At 65.3% G+C, this 15,467-nt stretch carries 16 protein-coding genes; 7 read left to right on the top strand and 9 right to left on the bottom strand.

Going from position 1 to position 15,467, the window contains the following annotated elements; translation table 11 throughout:
* Nucleotides 1-116: 116 nt before the first annotated feature.
* Together phoH2 and AC5RU7_RS05345 are read right to left on the bottom strand one after the other, a co-directional pair.
* Complete coding sequence (phoH2, locus tag AC5RU7_RS05350) at nucleotides 117-1,535, bottom strand: RNA 5'-3' helicase PhoH2 (protein WP_494051421.1); 1,419 nt, start codon at nucleotides 1,533-1,535, stop codon at nucleotides 117-119.
* Nucleotides 1,536-1,772: 237 nt separating this feature from the next.
* Nucleotides 1,773-2,534, bottom strand: coding sequence for an isoprenyl transferase (locus tag AC5RU7_RS05345; protein WP_494010704.1), 762 nt, complete (start codon nucleotides 2,532-2,534; stop codon nucleotides 1,773-1,775).
* Between the two features lie 149 nt (nucleotides 2,535-2,683).
* On the opposite strand from AC5RU7_RS05345, the gene trhA reads away from it, so the two are divergent.
* Complete coding sequence (gene trhA, locus AC5RU7_RS05340) at nucleotides 2,684-3,427, top strand: PAQR family membrane homeostasis protein TrhA (protein ID WP_494051420.1); 744 nt, start codon at nucleotides 2,684-2,686, stop codon at nucleotides 3,425-3,427.
* A 23-nt stretch (nucleotides 3,428-3,450) separates the two neighbouring features.
* On the opposite strand, the gene AC5RU7_RS05335 is transcribed toward trhA, so the two are convergent.
* Complete coding sequence (locus tag AC5RU7_RS05335; protein WP_494010625.1) at nucleotides 3,451-3,786, bottom strand: hypothetical protein; 336 nt, start codon at nucleotides 3,784-3,786, stop codon at nucleotides 3,451-3,453.
* A gap of 90 nt (nucleotides 3,787-3,876) precedes the next feature.
* Nucleotides 3,877-4,782, bottom strand: coding sequence for a mycothiol conjugate amidase Mca (gene mca, locus AC5RU7_RS05330; protein ID WP_494051419.1), 906 nt, complete (start codon nucleotides 4,780-4,782; stop codon nucleotides 3,877-3,879).
* A 225-nt stretch (nucleotides 4,783-5,007) separates the two neighbouring features.
* On the opposite strand from mca, the gene AC5RU7_RS05325 reads away from it, so the two are divergent.
* The gene (locus AC5RU7_RS05325) at nucleotides 5,008-5,352 is read left to right on the top strand and encodes a DUF4307 domain-containing protein (RefSeq protein WP_494051418.1); all 345 of its coding nucleotides are present in this window, start codon (nucleotides 5,008-5,010) and stop codon (nucleotides 5,350-5,352) included.
* 151 nt (nucleotides 5,353-5,503) lie between these two features.
* Entirely contained in the window at nucleotides 5,504-5,998 is a 495-nt protein-coding gene (gene greA / locus AC5RU7_RS05320) for a transcription elongation factor GreA (protein WP_494051417.1), read from the top strand.
* A 74-nt stretch (nucleotides 5,999-6,072) separates the two neighbouring features.
* Here greA and AC5RU7_RS05315 read toward each other — a convergent pair whose 3' ends face one another.
* From AC5RU7_RS05315 to AC5RU7_RS05300, 4 genes are read right to left on the bottom strand one after another with little or no spacing between them, the layout of a single operon-like run.
* Nucleotides 6,073-6,678 carry a rhomboid family intramembrane serine protease gene (locus AC5RU7_RS05315; protein WP_494051416.1) on the bottom strand — a complete coding sequence of 202 codons (606 nt, stop codon included), beginning with the start codon at nucleotides 6,676-6,678 and terminating at the stop codon, nucleotides 6,073-6,075.
* 8 nt (nucleotides 6,679-6,686) lie between these two features.
* Complete coding sequence (gene ilvA / locus AC5RU7_RS05310; RefSeq protein ID WP_494051415.1) at nucleotides 6,687-7,925, bottom strand: threonine ammonia-lyase; 1,239 nt, start codon at nucleotides 7,923-7,925, stop codon at nucleotides 6,687-6,689.
* A 3-nt stretch (nucleotides 7,926-7,928) separates the two neighbouring features.
* Nucleotides 7,929-9,257, bottom strand: a complete 1,329-nt coding sequence (locus AC5RU7_RS05305) for an AI-2E family transporter (RefSeq protein ID WP_494051414.1) — start codon at nucleotides 9,255-9,257, stop codon at nucleotides 7,929-7,931.
* A gap of 39 nt (nucleotides 9,258-9,296) precedes the next feature.
* Nucleotides 9,297-10,256 carry an aldose 1-epimerase family protein gene (locus AC5RU7_RS05300; protein ID WP_494051413.1) on the bottom strand — a complete coding sequence of 320 codons (960 nt, stop codon included), beginning with the start codon at nucleotides 10,254-10,256 and terminating at the stop codon, nucleotides 9,297-9,299.
* Between the two features lie 100 nt (nucleotides 10,257-10,356).
* On the opposite strand from AC5RU7_RS05300, the gene galT reads away from it, so the two are divergent.
* Both galT and galK read left to right on the top strand, forming a co-directional pair.
* Entirely contained in the window at nucleotides 10,357-11,511 is a 1,155-nt protein-coding gene (galT, locus tag AC5RU7_RS05295) for a galactose-1-phosphate uridylyltransferase (protein WP_494051412.1), read from the top strand.
* Nucleotides 11,508-12,695: a galactokinase gene (galK, locus tag AC5RU7_RS05290; RefSeq protein ID WP_494051411.1), complete on the top strand. Its 1,188-nt coding sequence runs from the start codon at nucleotides 11,508-11,510 to the stop codon at nucleotides 12,693-12,695. The genes galT and galK overlap by 4 nt, the downstream gene beginning before the upstream one ends.
* 100 nt (nucleotides 12,696-12,795) lie before the next feature.
* On the opposite strand, the gene AC5RU7_RS05285 is transcribed toward galK, so the two are convergent.
* Complete coding sequence (locus AC5RU7_RS05285) at nucleotides 12,796-13,698, bottom strand: Bax inhibitor-1/YccA family protein (protein WP_494010635.1); 903 nt, start codon at nucleotides 13,696-13,698, stop codon at nucleotides 12,796-12,798.
* A gap of 27 nt (nucleotides 13,699-13,725) precedes the next feature.
* Here AC5RU7_RS05285 and AC5RU7_RS05280 point away from each other — a divergent pair, with 27 nt between their 5' ends.
* Nucleotides 13,726-13,995: a hypothetical protein gene (locus AC5RU7_RS05280; protein WP_494051410.1), complete on the top strand. Its 270-nt coding sequence runs from the start codon at nucleotides 13,726-13,728 to the stop codon at nucleotides 13,993-13,995.
* Nucleotides 13,996-14,181: 186 nt separating this feature from the next.
* A complete protein-coding gene (locus tag AC5RU7_RS05275; protein ID WP_494051409.1) occupies nucleotides 14,182-15,465 on the top strand; it encodes a branched-chain amino acid ABC transporter permease in 1,284 nt (427 codons plus the stop codon).
* Nucleotides 15,466-15,467: the final 2 nt, after the last annotated feature.

The following is a 15,467-nucleotide window of genomic DNA, read 5'->3' as shown; positions in this document are numbered from 1 at the left end:
AAGCACTGGGACCGGACGTGTGCGTGGGGCAGCCTTCCGGCAGCGTGCGTCAAAGGCGACGAAGGAGCCAGCACGAAGAGGAAGGGTGCCCCACGCACCTTACGGGTCCGGCTGACCTATCCCTCGAGCAGTTCTGTTACCAGGGCGGCGATCGGGGATCTTTCGGAGCGGGTCAGGGTGACGTGGCCGAAGAGCGGGTGGCCCTTCAGGGTTTCGACGACGGCGGCGATTCCGTCGTGCCGCCCGACCCGGAGGTTGTCGCGCTGGGCGACGTCGTGGGTGAGGACAATCTTCGAGTTCTGGCCGATGCGGCTCATGACGGTCAGCAGGACGTTCTTCTCGAGCGACTGGGCTTCGTCCACAATTACGAAGGCGTCGTGCAGGGAGCGTCCGCGGATGTGGGTGAGCGGCATGACCTCGAGCATTCCGCGGTCCATGACCTCCTCCACCACTTCCTGGCTGACCAGCGCGCCGAGGGTGTCAAAGACCGCCTGGGCCCATGGGTTCATCTTCTCGGACTCGGAACCGGGCAGGTAGCCAAGTTCCTGGCCGCCGACGGCATAGAGGGGTCGGAAGACGATCACCTTGCGGTGCTCGCGGCGCTCCAGCACCGCTTCGAGGCCTGCGCAGAGGGCAAGGGCTGATTTGCCGGTGCCGGCACGGCCGCCGATGGACACGATGCCGACGGCGGGATCCATCAGCATGTCGATGGCCAGGCGCTGCTCGGCGGACCTGCCGTGGAGGCCGAAGACGTCACGGTCACCCTTGACCAGGCGGACCTGCTTGTCGGGTCCTACCCGGCCCAGCGCTGAGCCGCGGTTGGACAGCAGCACCAGGCCGGTGTTGACCGGCATCTCGGCTGCCGCGGGGATGAAGACGGGCTCGTGGCCGTAAAGGGTGGAGATTTCCTGCTCGTTGGCTTCAACCTCGGCGACGCCGGTCCAGCCGGAGTCCTTCACCAGCTCGTTGCGGTATTCGTCGGCAGTAAGCCCCATTGCAGAGGCCTTGACCCGCATCGGCAGGTCTTTGGACACCACCGTGACGTCCCGGCCTTCGTTGGAGAGGTTCTTCGCCACCGCAAGGATCCGGCTGTCGTTGTCCCCGCTGCGGAAGCCCATCGGCAGCACCTCGGACGAGATGTGGTTCAGCTCCACCATGAGGGTGCCGCCGTCGTCACCGATGGGGATTGGCTGGTTCAGTCCGCCGTGTTTGACGCGGAGGTCATCGAGGAGCCGGAGGGCCTTGCGGGCGAAGTAGCCAAGTTCGGGGTCGTGCCGTTTGGCTTCAAGCTCGGTGATGACCACCACCGGGACGATGACTTCGTGTTCGGCAAAGCGAAGCAGGGCGCGCGGGTCGGACAAGAGGACTGACGTGTCGATCACGAACGTGTGGATGAGGGCTTCCCTTCCGGAGACGGCAAAACCGGCCGCTGCATCCGTTGCTGCGCCGGTTTGTGTAGTGGCTCGCGTGGCGCGAGAGGTAGCTTTCTCTCCCTGGTCGAAAAGGACCTCGGGCAGTTGTTCAGAAGTAGCCACATCGACTCCAGCCCCGGGCAAGCCCGGAATTGTTATTGGTGAGGCGGCTCGGCCACGAGGCCGGGTCCGGCCTCCCATACAACCGGTGCGATGTTTCGCTCCATGTACTGGCCTCCCCGATCAGCCGGCGGTTTTGCCTGCTGATGGATATAACGTAAATCCACTCCAGGTAATTTCCGCAACCATTACGCGGCGATTCCTGTTGCACCGGCATGAACTCCCCGTGAACCGGAGATGTCAGGTCCCGAAGCGACGCTGCCGGCCCGCGTAATCGCGGAGGGCCCGCAGGAAGTCCACCTTGCGGAAGGCGGGCCAGAGCGCCTCGCAGAAATAGAACTCGCTGTACGCGCTCTGCCACATCAGGAACCCTGAGAGCCTTTGTTCGCCGGAGGTGCGGATCACCAGGTCCGGGTCGGGCTGGCCCCGGGTGTAGAGGAAGCGGGAAATGTCATCCACACAGAGTTCATCCGCGAGCCGGGAAATGTCGGTGCCCTTGGCCACGGCGTCATGCAGGAGTTCGCGGACCGCGTCCACGATTTCCCGCCGCCCGCCGTAGCCAACAGCCACGTTGACGTGGATCTTCTCCCGGATGGGCGTCCGCGCAGTCAGCTTGTTGAGCCGCTCGGCGAGGTAGCCGGGGAGCAGCTCCGGGGCACCCATCGCATGGACAGAGATGTTGGCATCCTCGTCCAGCCGGTCCAGGGTGTTGGCGATGATGCCCATCAGGAGGTCCAGCTCTTCGCTGGACCGGTTCATGTTGTCCGTGGACAGCATGTAGAGGGTGACCACCTTGACCCCGAGTTCCTGGCACCAGCCGAGGAACTCATGGATCTTGTCTGCGCCGGCCTGGTGGCCCTGGCTGGTGGGGGCGTTGAACTGCTTTGCCCAGCGCCTGTTGCCGTCAACCATGACGCCGATATGGCGGGGAATGCGGTCGCGGGGCAGGTCCTTGAGGAGCCGCCGCTCGTAGAAGCCGTAAAGGAACCCGGGCAACTCCACGCGTCGACTCACCTGACTTCCTCGCTGTACGTACTTGCACATCCTAGGCTACCGCCCGCTGAATGGCGGGAAGTCCGGCTGGTGCCGGCGGCAGCCCGCCGTCGTATTACCCGCGAGTAACTTACCGGACCGTAGATTATTCTTGGAGGATGAACAGCGACTCCCCCGATGCCCCGCACCTGCCCCAACCACAGGGCGGAAACGCGGCAGAAGGCGCCGGGCAGGACGCCCTCGACGAGGCGGCAGTGCGGCTGGCAGAGCTGTTAATGATCAAGCCGAAATGGCGCGGCTGGATCCACGCCGTGACCGCTCCGCTGGCCCTAGCCGCAGGCATTCTGCTGGTGGCCCTTGCACCCACCGCGGACCGAAAAATCACTTCGGCCATCTATGCAGCCACCGGCGTGCTGTTATTCGGTGTCAGCGCTGTGTACCACCGCGGCAACTGGTCCCCGGCCGTAAAGATGGTGCTGAAGCGGCTCGACCACACCAACATCATGCTCGTCATCGCCGGCAGTTACACGCCGCTGGCCTGGACCCTCCTGGAGCGGCAGCAGGCTGTTCTCCTGCTATGGGTCATCTGGTCCGGTGCCATCCTCGGGGTGCTCTTCCGGCTGCTGTGGACTGATGCCCCGCGCTGGCTGTATGTACCGATCTATATAGCCCTGGGCTGCGGCTCCCTCGTCTACCTGCCGCAGTTCTTCCAAGCCAGCATTCCGGCCGCCGTGCTGATCTGCGTGGGGGGCGTCCTGTACATCACCGGGGCGGTGTTCTATGCCCTGAAGAAGCCGAACTTCAGCTACCACCACTTCGGCTTCCACGAACTGTTCCACGCTTTCACGGTCTTCGCCTTCGCGGCCCACTTCACGGCCATCGCCCTGGCCGTCCTCGGGTAACGTCCTTCGAGCAGGCTGCGCGCCTAGTCCTGCGGACGGGACTGGCCGGGGGCAATGCCGTTGCCATCGCCGTCGGACTGCCTGGGAGCGGATTCCAGCCCGTCCTGCGCGTCAGCCGCCGCCACATCGGCAGCTGCGGCGGCTGCCAGGCGGTCCTCTTCCACCTGCGCGCGGTAGCGGACCCGGCGGATCCGCCGGACCATGTCCACGATCAGCAGGGCGGTGGCCACCACGAAGAAAGCGGTCATGATGAAGCCCAGGAGGCCCGGCGTCACCTGGTCCTCAGAGATGCCTTCCCGCAGCGTGGGGGTGGGCAGCGGCGTGGGGGTGGTGGCCAGACTGAGGAGCAGATGATGCACGTTTAAACCTTCTGTGGAACGGGTGGCAGCGGACGGCGCGGCCGGAGGGCTGGCCTATCTTCTACGCGGCATAGAAATTGCCTGCCGCTACTATCTTAGCCCTGCGAACAGGTCCTTCTCCGGGAGCTCGGAAGGCACCCGGGAATGGATGAGCGAGTAGTCCTCCCACGGCCAGGCCCGCCGCTGCATCTCCGCAGACACGGCAAAAAAGAACCCCAGCGGATCCACCTGCGTCCGGTGCGCACGCAGGGCGTCGTCGCGCACCTCGAAGAAATCTCCGCAATCGATCTGCGTGGTGGTCGGATGCGGTGCCGGCGGCGGCGTGTGCCCCTCGGCGTCGGACTCCAGCCAGGCGGCCAACCGCTCGGCATACGGAGACTGCAGGCCGGCCTCCTCCAGCGCGAAGTGCAGCGCACGGAAACGCTCCGGGCTGAAAGCCCTGTCGTAGTAGAGCTTGCTGGGCTCCCAGGGCTCCCCTGCATCGGGATAGCGCAAAGGGTCACCTGCAGCCTCGAAGGCTTCGACTGCCACCCGGTGGGCCATGATGTGGTCCGGATGGGGGTATCCGCCGTTCTCGTCGTAGCTCAGGATGACGTGCGGCTTGAAGGAGCGCACCAGCCGCACCAGGGGCGCCGCGGCCCGGTGCAGCGGCAGCGTGGCAAAGGCGCCTGCTGGCAACGGCGGCAGTGGGTCCCCCTCGGGAAGCCCGGAATCCACGAACCCCACCCACCGCTGCCTGATTCCCAGGATTTTGGCGGCGCTCTCCATTTCAAGGCGCCTGGCTCCGGCCATATCCCGCTTGGGGTGCGGTTCGCCTTCCACCGCAGGGTTCTGGATGTCCCCGCGGGAACCGTCCGTGCACGTGGCCACCATGACATCCACGCCGGAGGCGGCGTACTTGGCCATCGTCGCAGCGCCCTTGCTGGATTCGTCATCCGGGTGGGCATGGACTGCAAGCAGCCGTAGCGGTGCCGGGGAGTTGCTGGACGCTGTCATGGAGGGACGGCTCCTCATTCATCTTTGGTTGTGGCTGTTTCAACGGCGGCGGGCCGCTGCCTCCCACTGGTGCAGGACCGGCACCGGCGGAATGGGCACTAAACTGGACGGGTGACTTCCCCGGACCAGCCGGCCCCATCCGCGCCCGCAGACACTAGCCTAGCCAATCGCTATGGTGCTAAAAAGCGCGGGATTTCGGCCGCCGCCAAGCGGACCATAGCCGGGGTGGCACTGGCCGGCGGCATCGGCTTCATTGCATGGGTCTCCACGTCCAATTCCCTGACCGATATCTCGTTCAAGGACATCGGCTACAGCACCCCTGACGGCACGCTGGCCGAGGTGGACTTCCAGGTGACCAGGGAACCGGGGACAAACGTGCAGTGTGCCGTCAAGGCGCTTGATTCCAAGTTCGCCATAGTGGGCTGGAAAGTAGTGGACATCCCGGCCGATGCCCGGGAAGGAGCGGCTGACGGCGGCAGGACAGTAACGCAGCGCGTGGCCGTCCGCACCGAATCGCCTTCCGTGTCCGGCGTGGTGGACGATTGCTGGATAGCGGATAAAGAGGGCTAGCGGATGTGACGTGCGCCGCTCCCCTGTTGGGATAAGTCCACAGGATTGACTACAATGGAGCAATACCTTCACCCCGCTGAGCTGGTTACTGTTCCACAAGTGGCCACTGTGGCGGGGTCTTTTGCATGTAGGACCATTAGAGGAGAAGTCCGTGTCTACCACCAACAGCGCAGCTGCAGCCTGGCTTACCCAGGAAGCTTTTGACCGCCTGAAGGCAGAGCTGGACCACCTTTCCGGCCCTGGCCGGGCGGAAATTGTCCAGAAGATCGATGCAGCCCGGCAAGAGGGGGACCTCAAGGAGAACGGCGGCTACCACGCCGCCAAGGAGGAGCAGGGCAAGATTGAGGCCCGCATCCGCCAGCTCACGGTCCTGCTCCGCGATGCCCACGTGGGCGAGTCTCCCGCTGACGATGGAATCGTTGAGCCCGGCATGATCGTCGTCGCCAGGATCGCCGGCGACGAGGAGACCTTCCTGCTCGGTTCCCGTGAAATTGCCGGCGATTCCGACCTGGACGTGTTCAGTGAGAAGTCTCCGCTGGGAGCTGCCATCCTCGGGCACAAGGAAGGCGAGACGCTCAGCTACACGGCACCGAACGGCAAGGACATCAAGGTGGAAATCCTGTCCGCCAAGCCGTACGTGGCCTAGTTCCAGACGCACTAAAAGCGCCGGCACCCGCAAGGGGGCCGGCGCTTATGCGTTCTATCCCGCAGCCGGTCAGGTCAGCGGGTCGTCCGCGTCCGAAGCAGCAGCGCCGCCACCAGTCCCCCGGCCGCGCCGCCCAGGTGTGCTTGCCACGAGACGAATCCGGAAACGATGGGCAGGATCCCCAGCAGGATGCTCCCGTATCCCATGAAAAGAACCACGGCCAGGAGGATCTGGCGCCAGCTGCGGTTGAAGAAACCCCGGACCAGGAGGAAGGAGAACAAGCCGAAAACCAGGCCGGATGAGCCCACGGTGATGCCGCCGTCGCCGATCAGCCAGACCGTGAGGCCGGACCCCAGCCAGCTGAAGGCCAAGGCAGTCATGAACACCCGGAGTCCGGAGAGGAACACCAGGAAGCCGAAAATGATCAGCGGCAGGCTGTTGGAGAGCAGATGGTTCAGGTTCGCGTGCAGGAGCGGAAAGGTGAAGATGTCCAGCAGCCCGTCAGCGCTGCGGGGCCGGAGCCCGAACGTCGCGTTGAGCGAGCGGAGCATCACCATGTTGAAGAGCTCGATGACAAAGAGCAGGACCACGAAAGCACCAAGGACCAGCAAGCCGCCCTTAGCCCTTGCCGCCACGGTCTGGCGCTGCCTGATGCCCCCGTCCCCGGTCAGCCCTTCCACGGCACCTCCTAGTGCACCACGATCGGCTGGAAGCCTTCGGCGCGGAGGGCGCTGAGGACCTGGGCGCCGTGCTCGTGGCCTTTGGTCTCCAGGTTCACCGTGATGGAGACGTCTCCCATGCTGATGGAGCCGCCCACCCTGGTGTGGTCCAGGCCGGTCACATTGGCATCGTTTTCGGCGATGATCCTGGCGATGGTGGCCAGTGAGCCCGGCCTGTCGTCCAGCATCATCCGGACAGTCATGTAGCGTCCCGCCGCCGAGAGGCCGCGCTGGATCACCTTCAGCATCAACATGGGATCGATATTGCCGCCGGACAGGACCACGGCCGTGGTTCCCGGGTTCTCGATTTTCCCGTCCATCAGCGCGGCGACGCCCACAGCGCCGGCGGGCTCCACCACCATCTTGGCCCGCTCCAGCAGGAAGATCAGGGCCCGGGCCAGCGAGTCTTCGCTGACGGTGACCACGTCATCCACCAGTTCCCGGATGATGCTGAACGGCAACTGGCCGGGGCGGCCCACGGCGATGCCGTCAGCCATGGTGGACACCTTCTTCAGGGGTACCAGGGCGTCGGCGGCGAGCGACGGCGGGTAGGCGGCTGCGTTTTCGGCCTGCACACCGATAATGCGGATCTCCCGGCCCAGCTCCCTTGCCCGGGCTTTGATGGCCACGGCAACACCGGCCAAAAGCCCGCCCCCTCCAACGCCCATCAGCACGGTATCCACGTTGGGCACCTGTTCGAGGATCTCGAGGCCGAGCGTGCCCTGGCCTGCAACGACGTCGACGTTATCGAAGGGGTGGACGAACACGGTGCCCGTTTCATTGCTGTAACGCTGGGCTTCTGCGAGCGCTTCGTCCACGTTGTGCCCGTGCAGGATAACTTCCGCGCCGTGGCTGCGGGTGGCTGCCAGCTTGGGCAGCGCCACGCCGAGCGGCATGTAGATGCGGGCCTTGATTCCAAGGCTCTTGGCAGCCACGGCCACGCCCTGGGCGTGGTTGCCTGCCGAGGCGGCCACCACGCCGCGCTTTTTCTCTTCCGGGGACAGCCTGGCCATCCGCACATAGGCTCCGCGGACCTTGAACGATCCTGCCCGCTGGAGGTTTTCGCACTTGAAGTAGACGTCGCCGCCAACCATTGTTCCCAGCGCCCGCGACGATTCAACAGGAGTGCGCGCAATAATCCCGTCAAGCAGCTTCTGCGCCTCCAGGACATCGTCCAGTGTGACGGGAAGGGTTTCAAGGATGTTCACGGACTATTCTCCTCTGGATTCGTCCCCGGGGCCCGGCTTGGGAAAGCTGCGGACATCGGGATCTTCTGCTGTGGTGCCTGCTGCGGCGTCCCTGCTGTGCCAGCGCACTGCAGGCCGGGCAACATCCTTGATGGTGTTGTCCGCCGGGGCACCGGCCGCCAGCGGCGTTAGCGGCACCTGTTCATGTTCCCACGTTCTGGCGGCAATGTAGCGAATGGCCGAATTTGCGACGGCGAGAATGGGTACCGAGAACAGGGCACCCGGGATGCCGGCGAGGTATGAGCCGGCAGCGACGGTGAGGATGACGGCCACCGGATGCAGTGCCACGGCCTTGCCCATGACCAGGGGCTGCAGGATGTGGCTTTCGAGCTGCTGGACCAGCAGGACGATGCCCAGCATGATGAGGGCGTTGACCGGCCCGTTGGCCACCAGCGCGAGCAGCACGGCGATGGCGCCGGTCACCAGGGCACCCACCACGGGGATGAAGGAGCCGATGAAGACCAGCACCGCCAGCGGCAGCGCAAGGGGAACACCGATGATTGCTGCTCCCACCCCGATGCCCACCGCGTCAACGAACGCAACGAACATCTGGATCCGGGCATAGCTGACCATGGAAGTCCAGCCCTTGCGTCCGGCGCCGAATGCTGCCGCCCGCGCCTTCCTGGGGAGGAGCCGCACCAGGAATACCCAGATCCTGTCGCCCTCCAGCAGGAAGAAAATCAGGATGAAGAGGGCCAGGACCAGGCCTGCGGCAAAGTGGCCCGCAGTGCTGCCGAAGGAGAGCGCGCCGCTGACAATGCTGCTGGTGTTGTCCTGCAGGGCCGCAGTGGCTTCCTTCAGGTACTGGTCCATCTGGTCCGCCGTCAGGTGGAGCGGTCCGTCCGCCAGCCAGTCCTGGATCTTCTTGACCCCGGCCAGCGATTCCGACCAGAGTTCTCCGAAACCGACCCAGAGCTGCCTACCCACCAGTGCCAGCGCACCGGCGATGAGTCCGATGAAGCCGAGCACGGTCATGGCCACTGCCAGTCCGGCGGGCACCCGGTAGCTCTTGAGCCAGCCCACCACCGGGTTGAGGAGCCCTGCGAGGAGCGCGGCCACCAGGACGGGAATGATCAGGAAGCTGATGTGGCTCAGCAGCCACACCAGGGCACCGCCAACCAGGAGGATCAGGCCCAGCCGCCATGCCCATGACGCCGCGATACGGATTCCGTAGGGAATGTCCCGGTCCAGCTCCCGGTCAGCGAGAACCCGCAGCGTCGGTGGTGCTGGAACGGGTTTTTGCTGTACGGAGGCTGGGCTTGAAGGCGGTACGGCATCCCCGGTTGGCGTCATAGCCTAATAATTCCGCAGCGGTGCCCTAATGGGAAACTGCTAGCGGTCCCCGCCTGCGCTGTAGTCGATTCCCCACTCGATGGTGAAGGCCTCGCCTGGCGCCAACCAGCGGAGTCCGTCGCCGGAGTTGAAGGCGTTTGCCGGTCCGGTCATTGGCTCCACTGCGACGGCCCGGCTGCGGCCGGGGTACTCGGTGCTCACGAAGACGTGGACATACTCGCAGGCTGCATCCTGCCAGAGGCTGACACTGCGTCCGTCGGCAGCACTCAGGGTATGCCGGGCTTTGCCGTCCACGCGCGTGAGGCCGGTGAGGGCGACATCCACGCTGAGGTCCGCAATGCGCCGGCCGGACTGGAAATCGGTGTCTCCCGCCACCGGTGCTGAGCCGCGGGGAATGAGCCGTTCATCGGCCACCAGCCGGGTGTCCGCGGCAACCGTGAGCACCAGCTCCTCGATGGGCGCATCACCCAGGCGGAGGTATGGATGCGCTCCCAGGACGAACGGGGCCGAAGCTTTGGAATGGTTGGCAAGGGTCTGCCGGACCACCAGGCCCAGGGTGTGGTCCAGGAGGTATTGGACGCGGTGCCGCAGCAGGAAGGGATAGCCGTGCTGCGGAAAGATGGTGGCCTCCAGGGAGACGGAGTGCTCCGACTCGTCGACCAGGGCGTACGCAGTGTTGCGCAGCAGGCCGTGGCTGGCGTTGTTCCGGGCAACTTCGGTGATGTCCAGCTGCTGCTTTTTGCCGTCCAGGAACCACTTGCCGTCCTCCACGCGGTTGGCCCAGGGGGCAAGCGTGATTCCGGTGGCTCCGGGCGGGATCTGGTCGTCGCCATATGTCTCTGTCAGGAGTACGCCGCCGCGGTGGAAGGAGCGGAGGCCTGCCGCCAGCTCGGTGACCACCGCCAGGGCATCGCCGCGCCGCAGCTCATATTGCCGCCCCGTCGCATAGGCCTGCGGAGTCGAACCGGCCGGGGATTCCTGCTGGGAAGACGATGTCATGGGCATACCGTACCCCGGCTGCCGTTCACGGCACCAATGGTTAATGTTGTCTTTTGTTCTTAACTATTCTTTTTTGATCGGGTATGCCAAACTTTTCTGCATGACAGGGATCACCAGTACCAGACTCTCCGACGGCCGGGAGCTGATCTATTTCGACGACGCGGGCACTACTGTTTCGCGCGCAGCCGAACTGACCATGGACCACCGCGGCCTTCCTCCCCGGGGCGAGCCGGGCGAGGTCCGGTTCGATGCCCTGACCAACGAGTGGGTGGCAGTCGCGGCCCACCGCCAGACCCGGACCCATCTCCCGCCGGCAGACCAGTGCCCCATCTGCCCCACCACCGGCAGCAACCCCTCGGAAATACCGGCCGCGGACTACGATGTGGTGGTTTTCGAGAACCGCTTTCCCTCCCTCGGACCGGCGCTGGGCCCCGTTTCGGAGGATGCAGTATGGGGAACGAAAGGTCCGGCGTACGGCCGCTGCGAGGTAGTGTCCTTCACTCCGGAGCACACCGGGTCCTTCAGCGGACTCAGCCGGACCCGCTCCCGCACCGTTATTGAGGCCTGGGCACAACGGACCGCCGCCCTCAGCGCCCTGCCCGGGATCCAGCAGGTGTTCCCGTTCGAGAACCGCGGCGCGGACATCGGCGTCACCCTGCACCATCCGCACGGGCAGATCTACGCCTACCCGTACGTAACACCCCGCGCCGCCGTGATCGGCACCGCAGCGCAGGAATTTCATGACGCCCGTGACGGCCGGGAGACCCTGACCGGATCCCTGCTGCGTGCTGAGCGGGAGGACGGGGGCAGGATGGTGATGGAAGGTGAAAACTTCAGTGCCTACGTCCCCTTTGCTGCCCGGTGGCCGCTTGAGATCCACCTGGTTCCCCACCGCCATGTTCCGGACCTGGCGGCCCTGAGCGGCGAAGAGAAGGACGAACTGGCGGAGGTCTACCTGGATCTGCTCAAACGCGTGGACGCCCTGTATCCCACCCCCACCCCGTACATCTCCGCCTGGCACCAGGCCCCGTTGGATCCTGTCCTGCGGCCCGCGGGCTACCTGCACCTTCAGCTGACGTCACCCCGCCGCGCTGCGGATAAGCTGAAATACCTTGCCGGGTCCGAGGCCGCCATGGGTGCGTTCATCAACGACACCACCCCGGAAAGCGTGGCAGAGCGCCTGCGTTCGGTCACCGTTCCGGGGTCGCCCACGTCGCCGGCCCTGGCCGGCATGTCTGAAGGAGCCCCCGCTTGAGCACCGCACCCGATCCCTCCACCGCGCCGGCCCTTGCCCCGGCAGGGGACCTGGCTGCCCGTTTCACCCAAGAGTTCGGGAGCGCTCCCGACGGCATCTGGCAGGCGCCCGGCCGCGTGAACCTCATCGGTGAACACACGGACTACAACGAGGGCTTCGTCCTGCCCTTCGCCATCGACAGGACAGCCCGCGTGGCCGTCGGAGTCCGCGCGGACTCAACTGTCCGGCTGCTATCGACCTACGGCGACCAGGGCGTCGTAGCCACCGCGCTTGAGTCCCTTGAGCCGGGGTCGGCCAAGGGCTGGACGAAGTACCCGCTTGGCGTCATGTGGGTCCTGCGCCGGCGCGGCATCGACGTCCCGGGAGTCGATCTGCTGTTGGATTCAGACGTCCCCCTGGGGGCCGGCCTGTCGTCGTCGCACGCTATTGAATGTGCCGTCATCACGGCGCTGAACGACCTGACCGGGGCCGGCCTGGAAGCACAGGACATGGTCCTGGCCACCCAGCAGGCGGAGAACGACTTTGTGGGAGCCCCCACCGGCATCATGGACCAGTCCGCCTCGCTGCGCGGCGCCCGCGGACACGCCGTGTTCCTGGACTGCCGGGACCAGAACGCCAGCCTTGTTCCGTTCGAGACGGAACCCGCCGGGCTGGTGCTGCTGGTCATCGACACCAAGGTGTCGCACTCGCATGCCGACGGCGGATACGCCTCCCGGCGGGCATCATGCGAACTGGGCGCTGAAGTGCTGGGGGTCAAAGCGCTGCGCGACGTGCAGGTGGGTGACCTGGAGGAGGCTGGCGGGTTGCTGGACGAGGTGACGTTCCGGCGCGTCCGGCACGTGGTCACCGAAAACGACCGGGTGCTGCAGACCGTTGAACTCCTCGCCGACCGGGGGCCCGCTGCCATTGGTCATCTGCTGGACGCCAGCCATGCGTCGATGCGCGATGACTTCGAGATCTCCTGTCCGGAACTTGACCTCGCCGTGGATACCTCGCGGGCGGCCGGTGCCATCGGCGCCCGGATGACCGGCGGCGGGTTCGGCGGTGCAGCCATCGCACTGACCCCCGCCGCCAGCGAACAGAAGGTGCGCGACGCCGTCGTGCACGCGTTTGCCCGGGCCGGCTTCACAGCGCCGGACATCTTCACCGTGTCGCCTGCCGCCGGGGCCATGCGCATCGCCTGAGCCGCAGGATACCCGGACGGAGACAAACGGAGGGCCCCACCAGAAATCTGGTGGGGCCCTCCGTTGCTGTCACGGTCCTGTGGTGGGACCGCCTTGCCGGTTACTCCTCGCCGCGGAGGATAGCCAGCAGGCGGATGATCTCCACGTACAGCCAGACCAGGGTGACGGTCAGGCCGAACGCGGCCGTCCACGAGAAGCGCTGCGGAGCGCCGCTGCGGACACCGGCTTCTATGCTGGTGAAGTCCATGACCAGCGAGAATGCCGCAAGGCCGATGGCCAGGATGCCAATGACGACGCCGATGATGCCGCTTCGCAGTCCGAAGGGTTCGGAGGTGAGGCCGGTCAGCATCATGACGAGGTTGACCACGGAGAAGAGTGCGTAGCCAATCAGGGCGATCATGAAGAACTTCATGGCCTTGGGGGTGGCGCGCACCTTGCCGCTCTTGAAGAGGACAAGCGTCACGGTGAAGACGGACAGCGTGCCGAGGACAGCCTGGAGCCCAACGCCCGGGTACATGGTGTCAAGGACCCGGGTGAGGCCGCCGAGGAAGAGGCCTTCGAGGCCCGCGTACGCAAGAATCAGAGCCGGTGACGGCTGCTTCTTGAACGTATTCACGAGCGCCAGGACGAAGCCGCCCAGCGCACCGACCACCATCAGCAGGGATGCCAGGCCGAGGCCCACCACCATGGTGACCGCGGCACCGGCGAGCAGCACTCCGAGGCAGGCAGCAGTCTTGACGATGACGTCGTCGAACGTCATCCGTCCGGTGTCAGCGGGGCCGGCGGAAGGCCTGCTGTACATCTGCTGCAGTTGCTCGTCCGTCATGCCCTGCGGCTGGGTGTTCCAGCCCTGCTGGCCGTAAGGTGCCTGGCCGTACGGAGCTTGTCCGTAAGGTGCCTGGCCGTACGGAGCTTGTCCGTAGGGAGCCTGCGGGACAGGCGGTGCCTGGGTGGCTCCACGGAAATTCTTTCCGTTGAAGATCGGGTTGCCGCCAAGTGCCATTGCTGGATTCCTCCGTGTGGGTGTGATGTGAACCTTAAGGTTTACGCTACCAATTACCACGCCAATACGCCCCTGAAAGTTCCCGAACGGGCTGCTATGCAACGCAACCGTGACGCAGGCGGCTCCGCTGTCATTGCCGGGCTGCATCCAGCGGGCCTCGAAAATACCGTGGCTCAACAAAGGTTTCTCAAGGCGTTCCTCCCGTCCGGCCCGCCCGCGTTGCCCGAGTTGTTACCTGATCGCTACCAACAAGGCCTGGACCTCGGCATTTGCGGCATCCTGCGCGCTGTAGCATAAGCCAAGCAGGGTGACGGAACTCACACATGCGTGAGGGTGCCGGGCGAGATGGCGCATCCCCGCCCTGCGCCCGTTCGCAGCGGTTGCAATGGCGCAGCCGAGACCGCCCCCAAGTGGAGGTTTTTCACCTTGAGAAGTACACCCCACGGCCAGCCGGCCAAACGACGGCGGGGCTTGCCGGGAATCATGGGAGCCATCAGTGCAACCATCCTGGCGATCCTCCTCCTCGCGGCACCGGCAACCCAGGCCGCTTCCCCGTCACCGACACCATCCCCGTCGAACCAGACCTTCCAGAACAACATCAGCGGTTTCCTCCGCGACGACACCCGCGCACCCCTGGCGGATGTGACCATCACTGCCAGGAAGGGCGACTTCACCGGCACGGCCAAGTCGTCAGCGAACGGCTCCTGGAACATCGGCGTGCCCGAGCAGGGCACCTACACCGTGGAACTGGACGAATCCACCCTGCCTGAGGGCATCACCCTCGCCGAGGGCCAGGATAACCCGCGTGAGGTCACTTTCAGCCAGACCTCGAACCTGTCAGTGATCTTTGCCTTCGGCAAAGGCATCGTGGTCCAGGAACAGAACTTCGGGCAGAACCTGCTCAACCGCCTGGTGGCAGGTCTGAGCTTCGGCCTGCTCCTGGCGCTGGCTTCCGTGGGACTGTCACTGATCTTCGGAACCACCGGGCTCACCAACTTTGCCCATGGTGAGATGGTGACCCTGGGCGCCGTGCTGGTGTTTGCATTCAATGCGGCCGGGCTGCCCTTCTGGCTGGCACTGATCCTGGCCCTGCTGGGCGGCGCCCTCTTCGGGTATGCCCAGGACCGGGGCCTGTGGCGGCCGCTGCGACGCCGCGGGACCGGCCTGGTGCCCATGATGATCGTCAGCATCGGCCTCGCGCTGGCCGTGCGCTACGTCATCCAGTTCTACTTTGGCGGCGCCACGCAACAGCTTCCCTTTGCCCAGAGCCCGGAAATCCAGTTGGGGCCGGTATCCATCTCGCCCAACAACCTCTGGTCCCTGGGCATCAGTGCGGTGGTGATCACGATTCTCGGCATCGTCCTACTGAAGACGCGGCTGGGCAAGGCCACCCGCGCTGTGGCGGACAATCCCGCCCTGGCTGCTGCCTCCGGCATTGACGTGGACGCCGTCATCCGGCTGGTGTGGATCACCGGCGGGATGCTGGCTGCCCTGGGCGGCATACTCTGGGCCTACTACCGGCCGGGCGTCACCTTCGATATGGGATCCGCCATCCTCCTGCTGATTTTCGCGGGCGTCACCCTTGGCGGGCTCGGAACCGTATTCGGTGCACTGGTGGGATCCGTCATCGTCGGAATCTTCGTCGAGCTCACCACAGTGTTCGGCCTCGCCGCCGACCTCAAGTTCGTGGGAGCCCTGTTCATCATGATCGTTGTCCTCTTGTTCCGGCCGCAGGGCATCCTGGGCCGGCGCGAGCGCGTGGGTTAGGA

This window comes from Arthrobacter sp. K410C (genome assembly GCF_059090105.1).
Note: the sequence above shows the minus strand (reverse complement) of the source record. Positions and strands in the feature narration are given on the sequence as shown.

Excerpts from the sequence above, each read along its gene's own strand:
- trhA (WP_494051420.1), top strand. The coding sequence starts at position 2,684 with ATGAACAGCGACTCCCCCGATGCCCCGCACCTGCCCCAACCACAGGGC.
- mca (WP_494051419.1), bottom strand. The coding sequence starts at position 4,782 with ATGACAGCGTCCAGCAACTCCCCGGCACCGCTACGGCTGCTTGCAGTC.
- AC5RU7_RS05285 (WP_494010635.1), bottom strand. The coding sequence starts at position 13,698 with ATGGCACTTGGCGGCAACCCGATCTTCAACGGAAAGAATTTCCGTGGA.
- AC5RU7_RS05305 (WP_494051414.1), bottom strand. The coding sequence starts at position 9,257 with ATGACGCCAACCGGGGATGCCGTACCGCCTTCAAGCCCAGCCTCCGTA.
- AC5RU7_RS05300 (WP_494051413.1), bottom strand. The coding sequence starts at position 10,256 with ATGACATCGTCTTCCCAGCAGGAATCCCCGGCCGGTTCGACTCCGCAG.
- galT (WP_494051412.1), top strand. The coding sequence starts at position 10,357 with ATGACAGGGATCACCAGTACCAGACTCTCCGACGGCCGGGAGCTGATC.
- AC5RU7_RS05275 (WP_494051409.1), top strand. The coding sequence starts at position 14,182 with ATGGGAGCCATCAGTGCAACCATCCTGGCGATCCTCCTCCTCGCGGCA.